Source organism: Psychrobacter sp. PL19, assembly GCF_017875835.1.
In the GTDB taxonomy this organism is placed as follows: Bacteria; Pseudomonadota; Gammaproteobacteria; order Pseudomonadales; family Moraxellaceae; genus Psychrobacter.
Window position 1 is genome coordinate 2,784,143 of sequence record NZ_JAGING010000001.1, and the last position, 16,996, is coordinate 2,801,138.

General features: G+C 43.9%; 12 protein-coding genes. 1 reads left to right on the plus strand and 11 read right to left on the minus strand.

Going from position 1 to position 16,996, the window contains the following annotated elements; translation table 11 throughout:
• Positions 1 to 449: 449 nt before the first annotated feature.
• Positions 450 to 1,616 (plus strand): D-alanyl-D-alanine carboxypeptidase family protein, encoded by a 1,167-nt coding sequence (locus H4W00_RS10985; protein WP_209958175.1) that lies wholly within the window; start codon positions 450 to 452, stop codon positions 1,614 to 1,616.
• 336 nt (positions 1,617 to 1,952) lie between these two features.
• Here H4W00_RS10985 and H4W00_RS10995 read toward each other — a convergent pair whose 3' ends face one another.
• The 11 genes from H4W00_RS10995 to H4W00_RS11045 form a co-directional block, all read right to left on the minus strand.
• Positions 1,953 to 3,899: a sensor histidine kinase gene (locus tag H4W00_RS10995; protein ID WP_209958179.1), complete on the minus strand. Its 1,947-nt coding sequence runs from the start codon at positions 3,897 to 3,899 to the stop codon at positions 1,953 to 1,955.
• Between the two features lie 202 nt (positions 3,900 to 4,101).
• The gene (gene der / locus H4W00_RS11000; protein ID WP_209958181.1) at positions 4,102 to 5,523 is read right to left on the minus strand and encodes a ribosome biogenesis GTPase Der; all 1,422 of its coding nucleotides are present in this window, start codon (positions 5,521 to 5,523) and stop codon (positions 4,102 to 4,104) included.
• Positions 5,524 to 5,890: 367 nt separating this feature from the next.
• Positions 5,891 to 7,099, minus strand: a complete 1,209-nt coding sequence (gene bamB, locus H4W00_RS11005; RefSeq protein WP_209958183.1) for an outer membrane protein assembly factor BamB — start codon at positions 7,097 to 7,099, stop codon at positions 5,891 to 5,893.
• Positions 7,100 to 7,342: 243 nt separating this feature from the next.
• Positions 7,343 to 8,152, minus strand: coding sequence for a YfgM family protein (locus H4W00_RS11010; protein WP_209958185.1), 810 nt, complete (start codon positions 8,150 to 8,152; stop codon positions 7,343 to 7,345).
• A 183-nt stretch (positions 8,153 to 8,335) separates the two neighbouring features.
• The gene (gene hisS / locus H4W00_RS11015; RefSeq protein WP_209958188.1) at positions 8,336 to 9,649 is read right to left on the minus strand and encodes a histidine--tRNA ligase; all 1,314 of its coding nucleotides are present in this window, start codon (positions 9,647 to 9,649) and stop codon (positions 8,336 to 8,338) included.
• 69 nt (positions 9,650 to 9,718) lie between these two features.
• Positions 9,719 to 10,834, minus strand: coding sequence for a flavodoxin-dependent (E)-4-hydroxy-3-methylbut-2-enyl-diphosphate synthase (ispG, locus tag H4W00_RS11020; RefSeq protein WP_209958190.1), 1,116 nt, complete (start codon positions 10,832 to 10,834; stop codon positions 9,719 to 9,721).
• 142 nt (positions 10,835 to 10,976) lie between these two features.
• A complete protein-coding gene (locus H4W00_RS11025; RefSeq protein ID WP_209958192.1) occupies positions 10,977 to 11,792 on the minus strand; it encodes a helix-turn-helix domain-containing protein in 816 nt (271 codons plus the stop codon).
• Entirely contained in the window at positions 11,789 to 12,616 is an 828-nt protein-coding gene (gene pilW / locus H4W00_RS11030; RefSeq protein WP_334684959.1) for a type IV pilus biogenesis/stability protein PilW, read from the minus strand. The genes H4W00_RS11025 and pilW overlap by 4 nt, the downstream gene beginning before the upstream one ends.
• Positions 12,617 to 12,920: 304 nt before the next feature.
• Positions 12,921 to 14,189, minus strand: a complete 1,269-nt coding sequence (gene rlmN, locus H4W00_RS11035) for a 23S rRNA (adenine(2503)-C(2))-methyltransferase RlmN (protein ID WP_209958194.1) — start codon at positions 14,187 to 14,189, stop codon at positions 12,921 to 12,923.
• Positions 14,190 to 14,549: 360 nt separating this feature from the next.
• Positions 14,550 to 14,981 carry a nucleoside-diphosphate kinase gene (ndk, locus tag H4W00_RS11040; RefSeq protein WP_209958196.1) on the minus strand — a complete coding sequence of 144 codons (432 nt, stop codon included), beginning with the start codon at positions 14,979 to 14,981 and terminating at the stop codon, positions 14,550 to 14,552.
• Between the two features lie 639 nt (positions 14,982 to 15,620).
• Entirely contained in the window at positions 15,621 to 16,910 is a 1,290-nt protein-coding gene (locus H4W00_RS11045) for an adenylosuccinate synthase (RefSeq protein ID WP_209958198.1), read from the minus strand.
• Between the last annotated feature and the right edge of the window lie 86 nt (positions 16,911 to 16,996).

The window sequence follows — 16,996 nt, forward strand, 5'->3', positions numbered from 1 at the left end:
TGTAGTAATGACTTAAGAATAACCAGTAAAGGCTTAAAACGCTCCATTTAGATTTTATTGTTATCTGTATATAGCTTGCTGTAGCCCCGCGTATCTTCGCGAGCGGCGCAGCAAGCTTTTTTATGCTATAAAAAAGTACTATTGTGCGCATTATTTTTAAGCATTTTTTTGATCTTCTATCCGCCTGCTATTCTCTTTCTATCAAAGCCTGACTTTATCTTATTTATTGTTTCCCCATCGGTTGGCATTTTGCTAAGATGGGGGGTTAATTTTATGTCCATCGCTTGGTTATCGTTGTCCTGGTCAAGATTAAATTTCGAAATGCGACCTTCAAGACTAGATGTTGCATGCACCCTGTTTAAGACGCGGTGTTTAAAACACGGAATGAGGTTCGGGATGATGTATGAGGCGATAGATGCATTTGGTTTCATGATGTGGTGTAACAATATATGATAGTAAAGCGTGTAAAACAGCAGTTTGTACAACTGGCAATTGGTGTGAGTATTTCTATGAGTGCGGTGATGGCGAGCGCTGCTATACAACCACCTGAGATGGACAATACTGCCTATGTATTAATGGATTATAATACTGGAGAAATATTAGCGCAAAAAAATGCTAACCAACCTCTACCACCAGCCTCACTAACTAAAATGATGACCAGTTACATCATTGAGCAGCGCTTAGCTTCAGGAGATCTTAAGGAAGACGACCAAGTGCTCATGAGTGAGAACGCTTGGTGTCGTGGCAGTAGCAGTCAGTCTTGTATGTATGTACCGGTTAATAAAACCGCCAGCGTTATCGATATGCTACGCGGCATTATCATTCAGTCCGGCAATGATGCCTCAAAAGCAATGGCTGAGCACATCGCTGGTAGCGAAAGCTCATTTGCGATATTGATGAACGAGCAGGCACAAAAGCTGGGTATGAAGAATACTAATTTCATAAACTCCACCGGCATGCCTGATCAAGGTCACGAAGCCTCCGCTTTAGATTTGGCCATACTGGCACGAGCTATCATCAAAAACAGTGGTGATTACTACAGTATTTATGCAGAAAAAGAATTTACCTATAATGGCATTACCCAAGGTAACCGCAACGCCCTACTCGCCACTGACTCTACGGTCGACGGGCTAAAAACAGGGCATACTGATGCGGCTGGCTACTGCCTGGTTGCCTCTAGCAATCGTGACGATATGCGTCTAATTTCTGTAATCATGGGCACAGAAAGTATGCAAGCACGTGCTGATCAGTCGCGCGAACTACTTAACTGGGGCTTTGGTCATTTCACCACCGTTACTAAAGCCCCATCAGGACAGTTTGTTAGTAAGCTACCGGTATGGTTTGGCGAAGCCGATGAGGTGGAACTGGCGACAGGAGGCCACTTACAGGTACTCACCAGCAAAACCCAGAAAAATAAAATCACTACCGTCATTGATATTCCTGACAGCATAGAGGCCCCTATCGAAAAAGGCCAACAGATTGGCAAGATGATGGCCGTCATTGATGGCAAAGCGGTCGCATCAGTCCCTATTATTGCTACTAATGATGTCAAGCAATCAGGCTTTATGAGCCGGATGTGGCAACATGTCGTACGCTGGGCACAAAACTTGTTCTAGTAAAATAAGCGGTTAATAATGCTGCTCAACCATAAAAAAACGCCCTCGTATTGGGCGTTTTTTTATGATTATATTTTATTATTTTTCTTGCGGGTGCGGTGTCACTCATGACCGTTATATTAATGCGGCTAAGAATATTCTCGCGCTCGCGCTTGAGCGTTTATAGTCAATGAAAAGTAATGTCGATACAGAACCTACTGCTGGCATACGTTGTTCTTGCTTGCTGTACCTACGCAGACAGAGGCTGCAAAACGCTTATACTAGCAGTACCGTCGCATTTTTAAGGTATTTTAACTATAGCAGTAGGAATCCACTCCATTTAGAGAGCGGAGGAAGTCAAACCATCCAATCCTTTAGCTGTTTACTGAGTACTTGGTCATCACGAATAGCATTATGACAGTAGTCGACACCCGCCGCTTTCAGTCCATGCTCGATGCTGTCTGAATAATGCGTTTGATGCTGGGGATACCAATAAATCAATAAGGCACGATGCGCTGTTTCGTGCTCACGAATGTGCCTTGCTAACGTTGCGGCCTGCTCAGGTAGGATATCCTCTGCAAACATCACCATATCCATTTTTATAGTACTTATCTGTTCAATAATTGATTGGTCATACTGCTGACAAGTGACGGTAGCACCAAGACGCCGTAACTCGTCAACCATAAATCCTATCTCATGATAGTAGTAATAAACCATAACCAGGCCGGCGAGTACATACTGCTGTCGCACCTGGTCCTGATTGCGCAGAGGAATAATAACTGTAAACTGACTACCGACGCCTGGTGTGCTGTCAACCTCAATAGCTGCACCAATCAGTTGGGCCATTTGTTTAACGACTGACAAGCCTATACCGGTACCTTCATAGGCACGGGTTTGCGATGAATCTACTTGAAAAAACGGATTGAAAATATCTTCTAGATGATTGTCTGCAATACCGATACCGGTATCTGTTACGCTAATCTGCCAGCGATTACTTTCGTGAAAATGGGTCAGTTGCGACTTAATAGTGACTTGCCCTGACGGAGTAAATTTAATAGCATTATCAAGCAGTGAAGATAAAATTTGCTGGATTTTTGCCGCATCACCCTCCAGTATATAATCGATATGATGGATGTGACTGATCAGCTCTAAACCTTCTTTTTGGCCAATTGGCTCATATTCTGCAAGGAGATCGGCAATCAGTTGTAATGGATTAAACTCACTTAAATTAATGCTAATTTGACCTTTTTCGATCTTATTCAGCTGAATAATCTGCTCCAGCGTTCGCACTAACTGTTGACTGCCTTTACGAACGATAGCCAAAGCATCTTTTTGCTCTATATTTAAGCTTTGGTGATCTAGCAGCTGTAGGCCACCGACAATGGCATTTAATGAGGTTCTTAACTCATGAGTAATCATGCCTTGAAAATTATAGCGCTGCAGATTAAGTGATAGATCCTTGTTATGTAGCTGATGCTCAAAGACCGCAAGCGCTTCATAGTTTGTCTTCGCCTGCTGTAGACGATCAAATAAGATAATGAATGCTTTTTTAATACCTATTAACTCTTGGAAATCAAAATACTGCTGAATAGCTGGTAGCTGCTGCAACTTCGGATTGTTAGTGGCCACTTCACATACCTTAGCCAGCTCAATAATATCTTTATTCGGCCAGTAAAGTTTACGCAAAATAAACCAAACAATAAGAACAGTGAAAGCCACAGTCGCAAGCCAGGGTAATAGACTCAGGAATAGCCACTGCCAACGCAGTCTGTTAATATCTAAGGTGATATCGATATAGCCAACTAAAGTATTGCGAGCAGAAAACTGCCGTGCAGACGATTGTATTTCTACATCACTGATAGAGGAGGTGTCAATAAGCTGTTGGCTAGAGTTGGCCCGTTGAATACTACTGCCGTCAAAGTAGCGACTGGTTACTGCCTGATTAAAACTGATAGTGTCCGCAAATAGAGCGTCATACCAATCACCACTGACGACCTCAGTAGTGGCTTCGTCAAGATTAACGATAGGATGATCGGTTGAATAAAACACAATGCTTTGTAAAGTAGGATCGTCATCTAATAAGGTACTGACTTGTCTAGCAACTAAGTTAGCACCGTTGGGCGTTGAAGCGCTATTGGCGAGTAATGCGGATAATTGCTCGATGTGTAGACGTTTTTGTTGATAGTGGTAAACAAAACCATAAACAAAGGACATTAAAAAAGCCGACAAAACCCCCACAGTGATGGCTTGTATAACAGCGCGCCTGATAGTCTTGGGCATGGTTCTAATAGGGCTTGGGCTCATGTCACTCAATCAATGTAGGGCAGCTTTTAGTCATAGTATCTAATAACTGCGTCAATCATTTATTTATTTTGCAACACTTTACGGTGATGCTAGATACTGCCATCACCGCAGTTTTTTCTTAACTTGATAATTTTAAGGGTATTTATTAGCCTTGCCGTTAGTGATACATTATTGTATTAATAGAATTAATGAAAAATACTATCTAACGAGGCTTTTTATCTTTAGTGGTGAATTTTTGTGCCCGATTGCGCCCGCGCTGACGCAGCTGTTGGGCTTTTGCTTTGGTCGGGGTGTCACTTTTGCTGGCATATGGATTTTCGTTGAGCTTAAAGATCACATTAAGCGGCGTACCCTCAAGCTTAAACACTTGACGGAATTGATTTTCAAGGTAGCGCTGATAGCTCTTAGGTAGCGATCCCGTTTGGTTACCATGAATAACAATCACCGGTGGATTATGACCACCGATATGCGCGTAACGCAGTTTAATACGGCGACCACCAACTGTCGGCGGTGGGCTCGCAGTAACCGCATCTTGCAAAATTTGGGTCAAACGGTTGGTTGACACTTCGAACATCGAAGACTCATAAGCACGTAGGATTGAGGGGTATAAGTTGCCCACATTCGTGCCGTGCAATGCAGATATCATATGAACTTTGACATACGAAATAAAGTTAAAACGACGATCCATTTCTATCTTAATAAAATCTTTTTGATCAGAGCTTAAACCATCCCACTTATTGATCGCGACGACTAGTGCGCGGCCAGCATCAAGCGCGTAACCAATCATATGTAAATCTTGATCAACGATACCTTCTTGGGCATCAATCACAATAACAGTGACGTTTGAGTCTTCAATCGCTTGCAAGGTCTTAATAACGGAGAACTTTTCTACTTTTTCATCAATTTTGCCACGGCGACGTACTCCAGCGGTATCGATCAGTACGTAGTCTTTGCCGTTACGCTGATAAGGAATATAAATACTATCGCGCGTTGTGCCTGGCATATCGAACACCACCACTCGGTCTTCGCCTAACAGACGATTTACTAGCGTTGATTTACCAACGTTCGGACGGCCGATAATGGCCAGTTTTAGGCCACTTGGCTCTTGTGTATTGTCTTGCTCTGGCATATCCGCAGTTAAAACTTCGAGCAGATTACCAACACCGCGACCATGGCTGGCCGCCATCGGATACGGCTCACCTAAGCCTAATGCGTAAAACTCAGCAGGCGCAGAGTCATGGGCGCCGTCAACCTTATTGGCAACCACATATACCGGCTTGCCTAGTGTGTGCAAAAACTTGCCAATTTCAGCATCGGCACCAATCAAGCCGACGCGGGCATCGACTACAAAGACAATAATATCTGCTTCATGAATCGCGGTATGCGACTGCTCAGACATGTAGTCGTCAATATCGCCCCTGCCATCGTCCGCTTCACCAATGCCACCAGTATCTACAACGATAAATGCTTTGCCTTCATATTCAGCATCACCATATTGACGATCACGGGTCAGACCAGATAGATCGGCAACTAAGGCCTGCCGACTTTTGGTGAACTGATTGAATAAGGTAGATTTACCGACATTTGGGCGGCCGATTAAAGCGACCACAGGCTTGATACTCATGCGTTACTCTCAATGATTTGCAGTGACGGACAATGACTAAAGCAAATATGCTTTATATTACTGCAAACTTAAATGGATGATAGTGATAATAGAATATTAATAGTATAAATAACATTAATATTCTAAATAGAGCCGGCTACTAAATTGTTGATTAATATATTAATTTGATTTAATACTAATTCAACTGTAAATATTTGATCAATGGTTAATAAACGTTAAATTTGTTAAGGGCGCATAGACTACGCGAAACTAAATGTTTAAACAAGCGATTTGCACAAGGCGTTAAACGCTGAACAAGCAGCGTTTATATCCCGTAAAGTTGCTATTAATTAATACTGGTTCGTTAAGCGTTTTAGTCGTAAAACACCTAGCGAGCCAACTGCCAAATGGCCACCTGCCCTGAGGTGCTTTGGGTTATCAAGCGGCTACCTTGAACTTGTAAATTAGTCAGCGGACCTTTGGTCTGCACACGGCTCACGATATTACCAGCTACAGGGTCGAATAAATGGACGACGCCATCCAAATCACCAATTGCAATATAATTACCGATCATTACTGGATTGGTCAAATCGCGATAAGCCAAGGCTTCACTTTCCCATGATACCTGACCATTGTTACGGTCATAGGCAACGACTTTGCCTTCTAAGCTGGTGGCAATAACTTGTGTACTATTCACCGCAAGCGCTTTAAGACTGGCAAGCTCGTTAAGAAACATTACCTGCCGCGATGCTAAATCAATCCCAAGCAGCTGGCCACTGTAGCTAATAGCAAACAGTTGGTTGTTATCAACAGTAGGCATACCATCGACATCACTCATGCGCTCGACTTCGCTGCTACCCGCACCTACCCCAATGCGTCTTGACCACTGTGGTAAACCACTATCAGTAGTAATAGCATGTAAGCGTCCATCAGCAGTTGCTAATAGAGCAGTTCTATCATCTAATAAGGTCGGCTCGGCAGCACCGCGAATACTAATGGCCGGTGTCTGAGTGGCAAACTGCCATATTGACTGACCATTTTGTAGCGACAAGCCGTGCAAAAAGCCATTGTTAGCGGACAAAATAACTCGGTTATTACTAATTAATGCAGGCGTTAACACCGAACCTGATAGCTGCTGCTGCCAGCGTTTGGCACCAGTGGCACTATCAAAGGCGAGCACTTGGCCGCTGCGCGTACTCACGATAGCGGTCTGACTTAGAGAATCTAAGGCGACGCCACCGGTGATTTGATCACCAACATTAAGTGACCATAAAGGCTGACCCGCTTTATCAAAACCCGTCAAATCACCGCCACGTGATGCGATAACCATTTGCGTAGTGTTATAACCAACCTGCAGACTAAGCGGATCTTTTTTACTGGCTTTTTTATTACCAACATCCACACTAAAGACTGGCTGTAGCACGCTCATAGGTTGTGCAATCTGGACCAGTTTCACAGGATCATTAACGACCGGCTTAATACCCCGGTTACACCCAACGACAGCAGTGGTCATTAGCGCCAATACCGCCACATTCATGACAGTCGCTTTGATGGTTCTGCCTTTTATCATTTTACTGGAGCGAATAGATCGGGTCATTATATGTTCTCACTACGAATAAATTAACGATTATTAAATGGACTATCAGTAAATAACCAAACGGTAAATAACAAGCAGACAGCAGCCCGAATCAGCACTATAACTTATCAGTACTATGACTTAGTAGTATCCTACCAACTTACTGCGCGGCTCAGCTTCAGACCTTGCTTAACATACTATCTAAAACATACTAACAAGTAATCTGAGCTATTTTAGCTGGTAACTTAATTTGCCAAATTAAGCTTAGTTTGCAGCATTACCAGCATCATCGTCTGCCACACTTTCTATGGCATCATCAATGGCTAACGGCTGTTGCGGGACAGTAGACGCTCGAATAAGTGCTGCTGGCTCACTGATAGGCTCAGGGATAGTCCCAAGGCTTTCCATTTTTAAGGCTAGCACGGCACGGGTTTCTTGACGTTTACGTAGCAATTCCCAAGCATTATTATAAGCTTGAATAGCCGCCTTTTTATCGGATTTTGCCAAATAAATGTCACCTAAGACTTCTTGCTGACTGGCTTCAAACGAGCTTGGTAGATCGTTATTGGCTTCCGCTAACGCGGCATCAGCATCGCCCGAGGCCAGTAAGGTTTCTGCATACCGCAAACGGGTAATAGCGTTTAAACCGGCATCACCCAAATCGATTGCTAATGCTTTTTTAAAGCTCTCAACCGCACCAGAAAAATCATCACTATCGACTTGTGAGCGTGCTTTTATCATTAGCGCTTGCCATGCATATATAGAGTCGCCATGAGTGCTAACAAGCGCATCAATATCCTTGCTGAGCTGCGTACGACTGTTCGTAAGTGCGGTCAGTGCCTCTGCTTCTAGATCTGGGTTTTGCGCTGCCAAGCTCACCTCTTCATTTAGCCGTTGAATATCGGCATAATGGTCGGCGGCGACCGTGTCTACCCGCGCGTGGTTGTCTTGCCAATAGGTCCAGCCAAAGTAGCCAGCTAGTGCCAATAAAATAGCAGTAATAGTATAGCTGCCATATTGCTTAAGCGCTTGCATCGAGTTATCTGCATTCGGCGAACGAGGTGTCTGAGCCATGTTTATTTACCTGATGAAAACTAGTGACTAAAATAAATTTATATACGGTTCGTACTATCAAATACTGATAGCATCTGATATTAATACTCGTATTTCTTCTGAGTGCTAATATCATACATAGTATATTTGGGTCTGCTAAGAACAAGCGCGTTACCTAGCAGCTATTCGGTGCTTAATCGAGTGTTACTGACTTAAGCGCTCACATGAAAAATTATCCACACTTGCCAGCCAATCCTGCGCTTCCGTCTTTTGCTCGCCGGTCTGCATATTTTTAATGCTGATCGTATTAGCATCAAGCTCTTGCTGCGCAATAATAACCGTCAACGCTGCGCCTGACTTGTCCGCTTTTTTCATCTGAGCTTTTAAGCTAGTGGCGCTGGCCATCTTGACTCGCAGATCTGGGCGACTGTAACGTAAATTTTGTGCATAGCTGAGACCCGCACTATAAACATCAGGATGGGTGGCCACAAAAACATCACAAGCGGACGTTTCTGTTAGAGGTGCTACCGCCTCAAGCAGTAACAACAAACGCTCAAGACCCATCGCAAAACCAACAGCAGGCTCAGACGTCACCGGCTTATTGTCCAGTGTATCATTACGTGAGTTTACAGATTTTAATTGCCCAACCAGACCATCATAACGACCGCCAGCACAGACCGTTGCTTGACTGCCAAGCTTATCGGTCACCCATTCAAATACCGTCTTATTATAATAATCTAAACCACGTACCAGATGCGGGTTCAACTCATAATCAATACCGAGCGCCGTTAGATATGCTTGAACCTGTGCAAAATGTGCCACACTGTCTGCACCCAAAAACTCAGCGAGCTTCGGTGCATCAACCAATACCGCCTGAGTGCTCGCTTCTTTGCTATCAAGTATGCGTAGAGGGTTGGTGGTTAATCGACGCTTACTATCATCATCCAACTGGTCTTGTTTGTCCGTTAAATAGGCCACCAAAGCATTGCGATAAGCATGACGCTCATCAAGCTCGCCTAAGCTATTAAGCTGGAGACGCATCTCATCTTTGAGACCGAGCGCTTGCCACATCAAGTGGGTCATAGCAATCAATTCGGCATCCGCATCCGGTAGCGCACTGCCAAAGCTCTCAACACCCAATTGATGAAATTGACGATAACGACCTTTTTGCGGACGCTCATAGCGAAACATCGGACCGATGTACCACAGCTTTGGGGTGTCGCCGCGCAACAAGTTGTGCTCAATGACCGCGCGTACGGCACCCGCTGTGCCTTCAGGGCGCAGAGCTAGCGGCGTTGGTGGCTCAGACTTGTCGGTAAAGCTATACATTTCTTTTTCAACAATGTCCGTAGCACCGCCGATAGCACGGGCGAATAAATCAGTTTGCTCAACGATCGGTAAGCGAATATGCTCATAACCGTATCTGCCTAGCACATCGGCTAATACTGCTTCTAATTGCAGCCATTTGGCAGCTTGCTCTGGCAAAATATCGTTAAACCCTTTGATAGCTTTGATCATGGTGCCGTTATATCCTCAAACGTTAATGCTGTTGTATTTGTTATTGTTGTTTCTATTATCAAGTGAGCGCTATTTTACTCGAATAATTTCGTTTTCACGTAGTTTTTCTAGCTTATCGGCATGAGCCCGTACCATGCTTTCTATCTCATCGACTAAATTGTCAGTATCAATAAGATGGCTCTTTTTGCCCATACGGTATACTAGAGACTTTGGCGCCGCACCTACAATACCGATATCTGCCTCTTTGGCTTCGCCAGGCCCATTGACCTTACAGCCAATCACTGACAAATTCATCGGTTCACGGATATCTTCTAAGCGCGATTCTAAAGCGGTCATGACTCTAATCACATCGAACTCTTGGCGTGAACAACTAGGGCAAGCAATGAAATTTACCCCATTAGAACGAATATTAAGCGATTTTAGAATATCAAAACCGATCTTAATTTCTTCTTCAGGTTCTGCTGCTAGCGAAATACGTATGGTGTCGCCGATACCGTCTAATAACAGACCACCCAGTGCAATAGCAGACTTGACCGCACCCGTGCGATAAACACCAGCCTCTGTCACTCCTAGATGTAGCGGGTTATCAATTTGCGCTGATATTAAGCGATAAGCATCTAAGGTTAAAAATACATTACTGGCTTTAACTGATATTTTATATTGGTCAAAATTTAGGCGCTCTAAAATATCAATATGGCGCATGGCTGATTCTAGCATCGCCTCGCCTGTCGGCTCAGTATATTTGCGCTGGATTTCTTTTTCTAATGAGCCGGCATTAACCCCGATACGGATGGGAATATTGTGATATTTAGCGCAGGCGACCACTTCACGTACCTTAGCATCGCTACCAATATTGCCGGGATTAATACGTAAGCAATCAGCCCCCGCTTCAGCCACCGCAAGCGCTATTTTATGATCAAAATGGACATCCGCTATTAGTGGCACACTGACCAATTTACGAATTTCACCAAAGGCTTTAACGGTATCCATGGTTGGCGTGGATACCCGCATCAGATCAGCACCGGCCTCAACGCAGCGCTCAATTTGTGCGACAGTAGCTGCCACATCACAGGTATCGGTATTGGTCATGCTTTGCACACTAATCGGCGCATCGCCACCAATCGCAACATCACCGACGTATATTTTTTTGGTAAGGCGACGGTTAATAGGTGCTGACGTTGACATATAAAAATCCTTTAATCCCATCTAAAGATATAAAAAAATGGCAAACTATAATAGAACACCCTATATCGAATATGCTGTATAGGTCAAACCACTTATACTGCGATAGCAGTCATAAACACAATCTGAGGGCCACTTAAATAATTTAAGGTGCGAGCTCAAAACTGGCTTTTTTATCAATTGTATACTGATCTAATGCGACCGATTGTTGGTTAAGCATCAAGCTAACATTATCAACATTATCAATCTGCACATTAAATGGTGGCGTACCTAATAACTTGTAATCTCCGCGATTCTGACTGCCGTTCATCAAGCTGCTGCCCGATGCATCCATGATGCTGATCGTGGCAGTATCAGTCAGTTTGACCTCTAATGAGGCACTGCTCATACTCTCACTACCACCCAGATTCAGTGCGGAACCGGACGCACCGACCCCACTAGACTGATTATTGATTGCGGCCCCTTGCGCTTGCTCTGCTGCGGATATGTCTTCGGTGACTGGTGCAGGGTCTTGGTTGTCTTTGCTAGCATTACTGACCATACGAAACAAGAACACCGCTAAGATAATTAATGCAATCACTGCCACAATCAATAACGGGTTAAAGCGAATCCGATTATGAGTATCACGCTGTAACGTGCCCATTGGCTGCAATGGTGAATCGATGTTGTTCACCGAACGCGACTTGAGCTCGTTCGGATAAGCGGCATCAAAACTACTCACGACTTGTACCGGATCTAAACCTAAAAACTTAGCATAATTGATCGCAAAACCACGAGCAAAAGCCGCTTGTGGTAGCTCAGAAAAGTTTTCACTTTCTAGCGCCTGCAAATGGCGCTTTAAAATAAACAGCTCGGCTGCCGCGTCCTCTAAGCTCACTTGCTGAGTTTTGCGGGCTTGCTGCAACATGGCACCAAATGAGCCTTGAGCGTTAGATTGATGATTTGATGGTGGGGTGGTCATTTCCATGGTGCCTCTGGATTGTTAAGCCAAGTCTTAAGTTGTTTTGCTTCATCGCTTAGCGGATAAGCAGACAAAAGCTGCTGCGCTAACTGCTGACGCGTCGTTTTATTATTTTGTGCTGCAGCAAGTTTGATACCTTGTAACAGCAAGCGCGGGCTAATACCTTGACCTTGCACTAGTATCAAAGTCTCATCATAAAGAAGCTGTGCTTGCTGAACACGCTGCTGCGCTAGTAGCAAGTCCACCAACTCAATATGGGCAATTAAACTGCTACGATTAGAGTCTAATACTCGCAAAAATACTTTAGCAGCGGCAGTACGGTCATCTAGCTGAAGATAGGTACGCCCTAAATTTTCAAGGGCACCAATGCGACCTTCATAACCCAGTGCCGAACCTGCAATCTCAAACTGCGCCACTGCTTCGTTATAGCGTTTCATCTGAGATAGGTACACGCCGTAATTGTTGCGCGCCTGCTCAAAATCCTTATCGAGCGCGATCGCTTTCTTAAAATATTGATCTGCTTTTTCAAGATTGATACGGCTGCCTTCTTGCTGCAGTAAAACGCCCATCATATCATAGGCCGGCGCGTATCGGTTATCGGCCGCAAAAGCTTTTTCTAGCTGCCGCTGGGCCGTGTCAAGCTCGTTTTTTCGGATATATTGCGCGGCGAGTGAAGTACGAATGCGCGCAATTTTTTGCGTATCTAGGTTACGGTTATTACTCGGTTGCGTCAAGGTTTGATAGCTTATGCCACCAGTTAAGTCGTTAGTTGGGGTGTTTTGGCACCCTGTTAATAACAGTGGCAGCAACACACTTGCAAGCATAATGCGCTTTGATCGACCTATCTGGTTATAAATCCTTGCCCCAAGCCTAAACCCATTAGTTGATAAACAAAAGTGTTCTTGAGATTTAAACTGACCAGAATACCTACCAGAATACCTATAAGTCATCATCATAACCGCCATCATAAAACTGTAAACTGTAGTTCAGTACTTTGACTCACCGAGGCATAAGTTTAATAGATTTAGAGCCATTAAGTACAATTTAGTTGTTATTAATCACTATGGCTACATTTTTATTACGGTTAAGAGGGATAAAAGACAGCTGAGTACTTATATCAAGCTCTCTTTAGACGTTTTCACGGTCTTTAATGCTCTGCTGCCATTTGGCTGAACGTCTGGTACGATCAGCCACCTGCCCGACCAGCTGACCACAGGCCGCATCGATATCGTCACCGCGCGTTTGGCGAATAGTGCAGACAAAACCCGCCTCACTCAGGATATTGCTAAAAGAATGAATACGATTATTACTAGATTTGTCGTAACCCGCATGTGGAAAGGGATTGAAAGGGATTAGATTAATTTTACTGGGCAGACCTGCTAGCAAGGTTACTAGTTGATGGGCATGCTCATCATGGTCATTGACCCCATTTAGCATGACATATTCAATAGTGACATGCTTTTTATGGCGCGGATTAACATCGTAGACATAATTTTTTGCGGCAGCTATAAGCTCTACTAGGGGATATTTTTTATTGATCGGTACCAGCTCATTGCGCAACTCATCATTAGGCGCATGTAGAGAGATCGCTAACGCCACATCGATATCTTGTGCCAACTTATACATTTTGGGTACCACACCCGAAGTCGATAAGGTCACGCGGCGCTTGGATAAACCATAAGCATGGTCACTCAACATCAGCTCCATTGAACTAACTACCGGCTGATAATTTAATAACGGCTCACCCATACCCATCATCACCACATTGGTAACTTGATTATGCCATAAGCTGTGGTCAACACCCGCTAAACTGTCCTGATCATCGGTCATATAAGAGGCATTAGCGACCCATAACTGCCCCAGAATCTCAGAAGGAGTTAAATCACGCTCAAAGCCCTGCTTGCCGGTACTACAAAAGCTACAGTCCAATGCACAACCCACTTGCGAAGAGACGCACAAGGTCTTACGACCATTGATTTTGCTGTCATCCGCCGGTATTAATACGGTTTCGACTAACGAGCCGCCGGTGACTTCGAACACCCATTTACGCGTACCATCATCACTATATTGACGATGAATAACTTTTGGTGGAACAACACATGCATGGGCTGACAATTTGTCGCGCAAGCCTTTGCTTAGATTAGTCATCTGCTCAAAGTCAGTGACCCCTTGCTGATAAATCCATTTAATCACTTGCGTGGCACGAAACGGCTTTTCGCCGATACTCTTAAAGTAATCAGACAATTGCGCTTGGGTCATGCCCAATAGATTGGTTTTTGCCTGCGCCTCATCTAATAGCTTGATACTATTATTGCGTTTAGCTGGGGTATGCGCTTGTACTGGCTGAGCGGGCGTGACATTAGTAGTAGCATTAGTGGTGGTGCTGGTGGTTGACATAATCGGTGACCTGTTGGCATAAAGCCGGTTGGCATAGAATAATCTATGCAATATAGGGGTGCATGAGCAATCCATTAGCAGCGCAGCGCTAGTAACTTATAATTTTAGGTATATTTTATATCTTATCGATTTATACATAAATATTTCATAAGACGTAATGCTGATAAAGGATTGATAACGCTGATTAAATGAGCAATAAAAATAGTACATTTACTCATTATGCCTGCTTATCATGAAGGGCATTAAAGTAAATTTCAATAAAAAACACTTATTAGTGCCATTAATAATAGATGAAACGGCCTATACCCTCTTGAGTATAAGCCGTCTTGCGGTACTGTTAATCATTACTACTAATAGCGATTAACGCGTACGAGCACAAACTTCGTCATCATTGAAGAAGTAGCTGATTTCGCGTTGAGCTGATTCGGCTGAATCTGAACCGTGAACCGCATTTTCATCGATGCTGCTAGCAAAGTCAGCACGGATAGTGCCTTCATCAGCATCTTTTGGGTTGGTAGCACCCATGATTTCGCGATGCTTAGCAATAGCGTTTTCGCCTTCTAATACTGATACCAATACTGGACCTGACATCATAAAAGATTTTAGGTCATTGTAAAATGGACGCTCAGCGTGCTCAGCATAGAAGCCGCCAGCTTTTTCATCATCAAGCTGTTGCATTTTAGCCGCAACAATTTTTAGACCGGCTTGTTCAAAACGGCTATAGATAGCACCGATGTGATTGCCAGCAATAGCGTCAGGTTTGATGATAGATAGCGTGCGTTCGTTAGCCATAAAAGGCTCCTAATAAATAAAAAGATGATGATAAGGGGTTAATGTTGTCTTTGATCACCGCGCTGAGGTCACTGACTAATGTGCTACCAATGCGGGCACCTCAGAGCCATAGTGAAACAACGGTTAAACCGCTACAAAAAAGACCCGTTAAAATCGTCCACGGCGTACTTTAGGCGAGTCTAACGCTGTAACAGAGTGGTGGTTATTTTACTAAGCGCGTGATTGCTGCCTATTATAATGATTAAGGCTATAAATGCTAGGGGCAATTTATAATCATAGCTTGCTTAAGGGTAAACTTAGCATTCATTATTTATTAATAGTCCCTTTTTAAGTTATTATTTCAGTTCCTATGGTTAAAATACCTTAAAAACGCGACGGTACTGCTGGTATCAGCTTTTTGCCGCCTCTGTCTGCGTAGGCACAGCAAGCAAGAACAACGTATGCCAGCAGTAGGTTATATATCGATATTACTTTTCATTGACTATACTTCAGCTCCTGTTTATTAAACTCTTATAAAACTGACTCAGAAAATAGCTTACTGCTGATAACACTGTGGGAAAACAAAAACCCCAGCACAATGTACTGAGGTTTTGCGTTATCATTAAACAATCACAGTCTAATAATGACTGTTTATTCTACTTACACGTCATACGGGTCACGTAGTACGATAGTCTCATCACGCTCTGGGCCAGTTGAAATAATATCAATCGGACAATCAATCAATGCTTCGATACGTTTAATATACTTTTTAGCGTTTTCAGGCAAATCGTCATAGTTAGTAATGCCAACTGTGGATTCGCTCCAGCCTACAAGAGTTTCATATTTTGGTGTGACAGACTCGTAGAACTCCGCATCATGCGCGCCTGCACATTCAGTTTCCGGTAGCTCGTAGCCGACCCCAATCCGCAGTTCTTCCAGACCATCTAAAACGTCAAGTTTGGTCAGGCAAATACCTGATAGTGAATTGAGTACCACTGCACGACGTAGTGCTGCAGCGTCGAACCAACCACAGCGACGGGCACGGCCAGTAGTCGCACCGAATTCACGGCCAACTTTGGCTAAATGGGCGCCAACATCATCAAACAATTCAGTGGGAAACGGACCGCTACCCACGCGGGTGGTATAGGCTTTAGTAATACCCAAGACATAGTCTAAATATAGTGGACCAATACCAGTACCGGTAGACACCCCGCCTGCGGTAACACTTGAGCTGGTCACAAACGGATAAGTACCATGATCGATATCTAATAGCGTACCCTGTGCCCCTTCGAACATTAGGTTTTTACCGGCGCGGCGTAATTGATCTAACTCTTCAGTCACGTCAGTAACCATATCTCTGATTTCTTCTTTCCACTCTTGGCACAGCTTATAAGTCTCGTCAAAATCAATCCCTTCAACTTTATAATACTGAGTCAACTGGAAGTTATGATATTCAATGAGATTACGTAGCTTTTCTTCTAGGTCATCACGGAACAAATCTACAAGCTTGATAGCACGGCGCGCCACTTTATCTTCGTAGGCTGGGCCAATACCACGACCGGTCGTACCGATTTTACCACTACCACGTTTGGCTTCACGGGCTTGGTCTAATGCCACATGATAAGGCATAATAAGTGGACAGTTAGGCGAAATACGCAAACGCTCACGCACAGGTACATTATTAGCCTCTAACTCTTTCATCTCTTTAAGCAAGGCGTCAGGGGCTAACACTACCCCATTACCGATGAAGCAAGTAACGCCTTCACGTAGAATGCCTGATGGAATTAAGTGTAAGACGGTGGTTTTGCCATCGACAACTAGTGTGTGACCCGCATTATGGCCACCTTGAAAACGCGCCACTGCAGCGGCTTTTTCAGTAAGCAAATCAACGATCTTGCCTTTACCTTCATCGCCCCATTGGCTACCTAAAACTACGACATTCTTACCCATGATCAATCCCTACTATTATGTATTGAGGTGTACGCTAATAATTTAAATGTTAACAATAACTTAGCTTTAAAATTAATAACAAGCTA

Coding starts and splice junctions, on each gene's coding strand:
- H4W00_RS10985 (WP_209958175.1), top strand. CDS start 450: ATGATAGTAAAGCGTGTAAAACAGCAGTTTGTACAACTGGCAATTGGT.
- H4W00_RS10995 (WP_209958179.1), bottom strand. CDS start 3,899: ATGAGCCCAAGCCCTATTAGAACCATGCCCAAGACTATCAGGCGCGCT.
- der (WP_209958181.1), bottom strand. CDS start 5,523: ATGAGTATCAAGCCTGTGGTCGCTTTAATCGGCCGCCCAAATGTCGGT.
- bamB (WP_209958183.1), bottom strand. CDS start 7,099: ATGACCCGATCTATTCGCTCCAGTAAAATGATAAAAGGCAGAACCATC.
- H4W00_RS11010 (WP_209958185.1), bottom strand. CDS start 8,152: ATGGCTCAGACACCTCGTTCGCCGAATGCAGATAACTCGATGCAAGCG.
- hisS (WP_209958188.1), bottom strand. CDS start 9,649: ATGATCAAAGCTATCAAAGGGTTTAACGATATTTTGCCAGAGCAAGCT.
- ispG (WP_209958190.1), bottom strand. CDS start 10,834: ATGTCAACGTCAGCACCTATTAACCGTCGCCTTACCAAAAAAATATAC.
- H4W00_RS11025 (WP_209958192.1), bottom strand. CDS start 11,792: ATGACCACCCCACCATCAAATCATCAATCTAACGCTCAAGGCTCATTT.
- pilW (WP_334684959.1), bottom strand. CDS start 12,616: ATGCTTGCAAGTGTGTTGCTGCCACTGTTATTAACAGGGTGCCAAAAC.
- rlmN (WP_209958194.1), bottom strand. CDS start 14,189: ATGTCAACCACCAGCACCACCACTAATGCTACTACTAATGTCACGCCC.
- ndk (WP_209958196.1), bottom strand. CDS start 14,981: ATGGCTAACGAACGCACGCTATCTATCATCAAACCTGACGCTATTGCT.
- H4W00_RS11045 (WP_209958198.1), bottom strand. CDS start 16,910: ATGGGTAAGAATGTCGTAGTTTTAGGTAGCCAATGGGGCGATGAAGGT.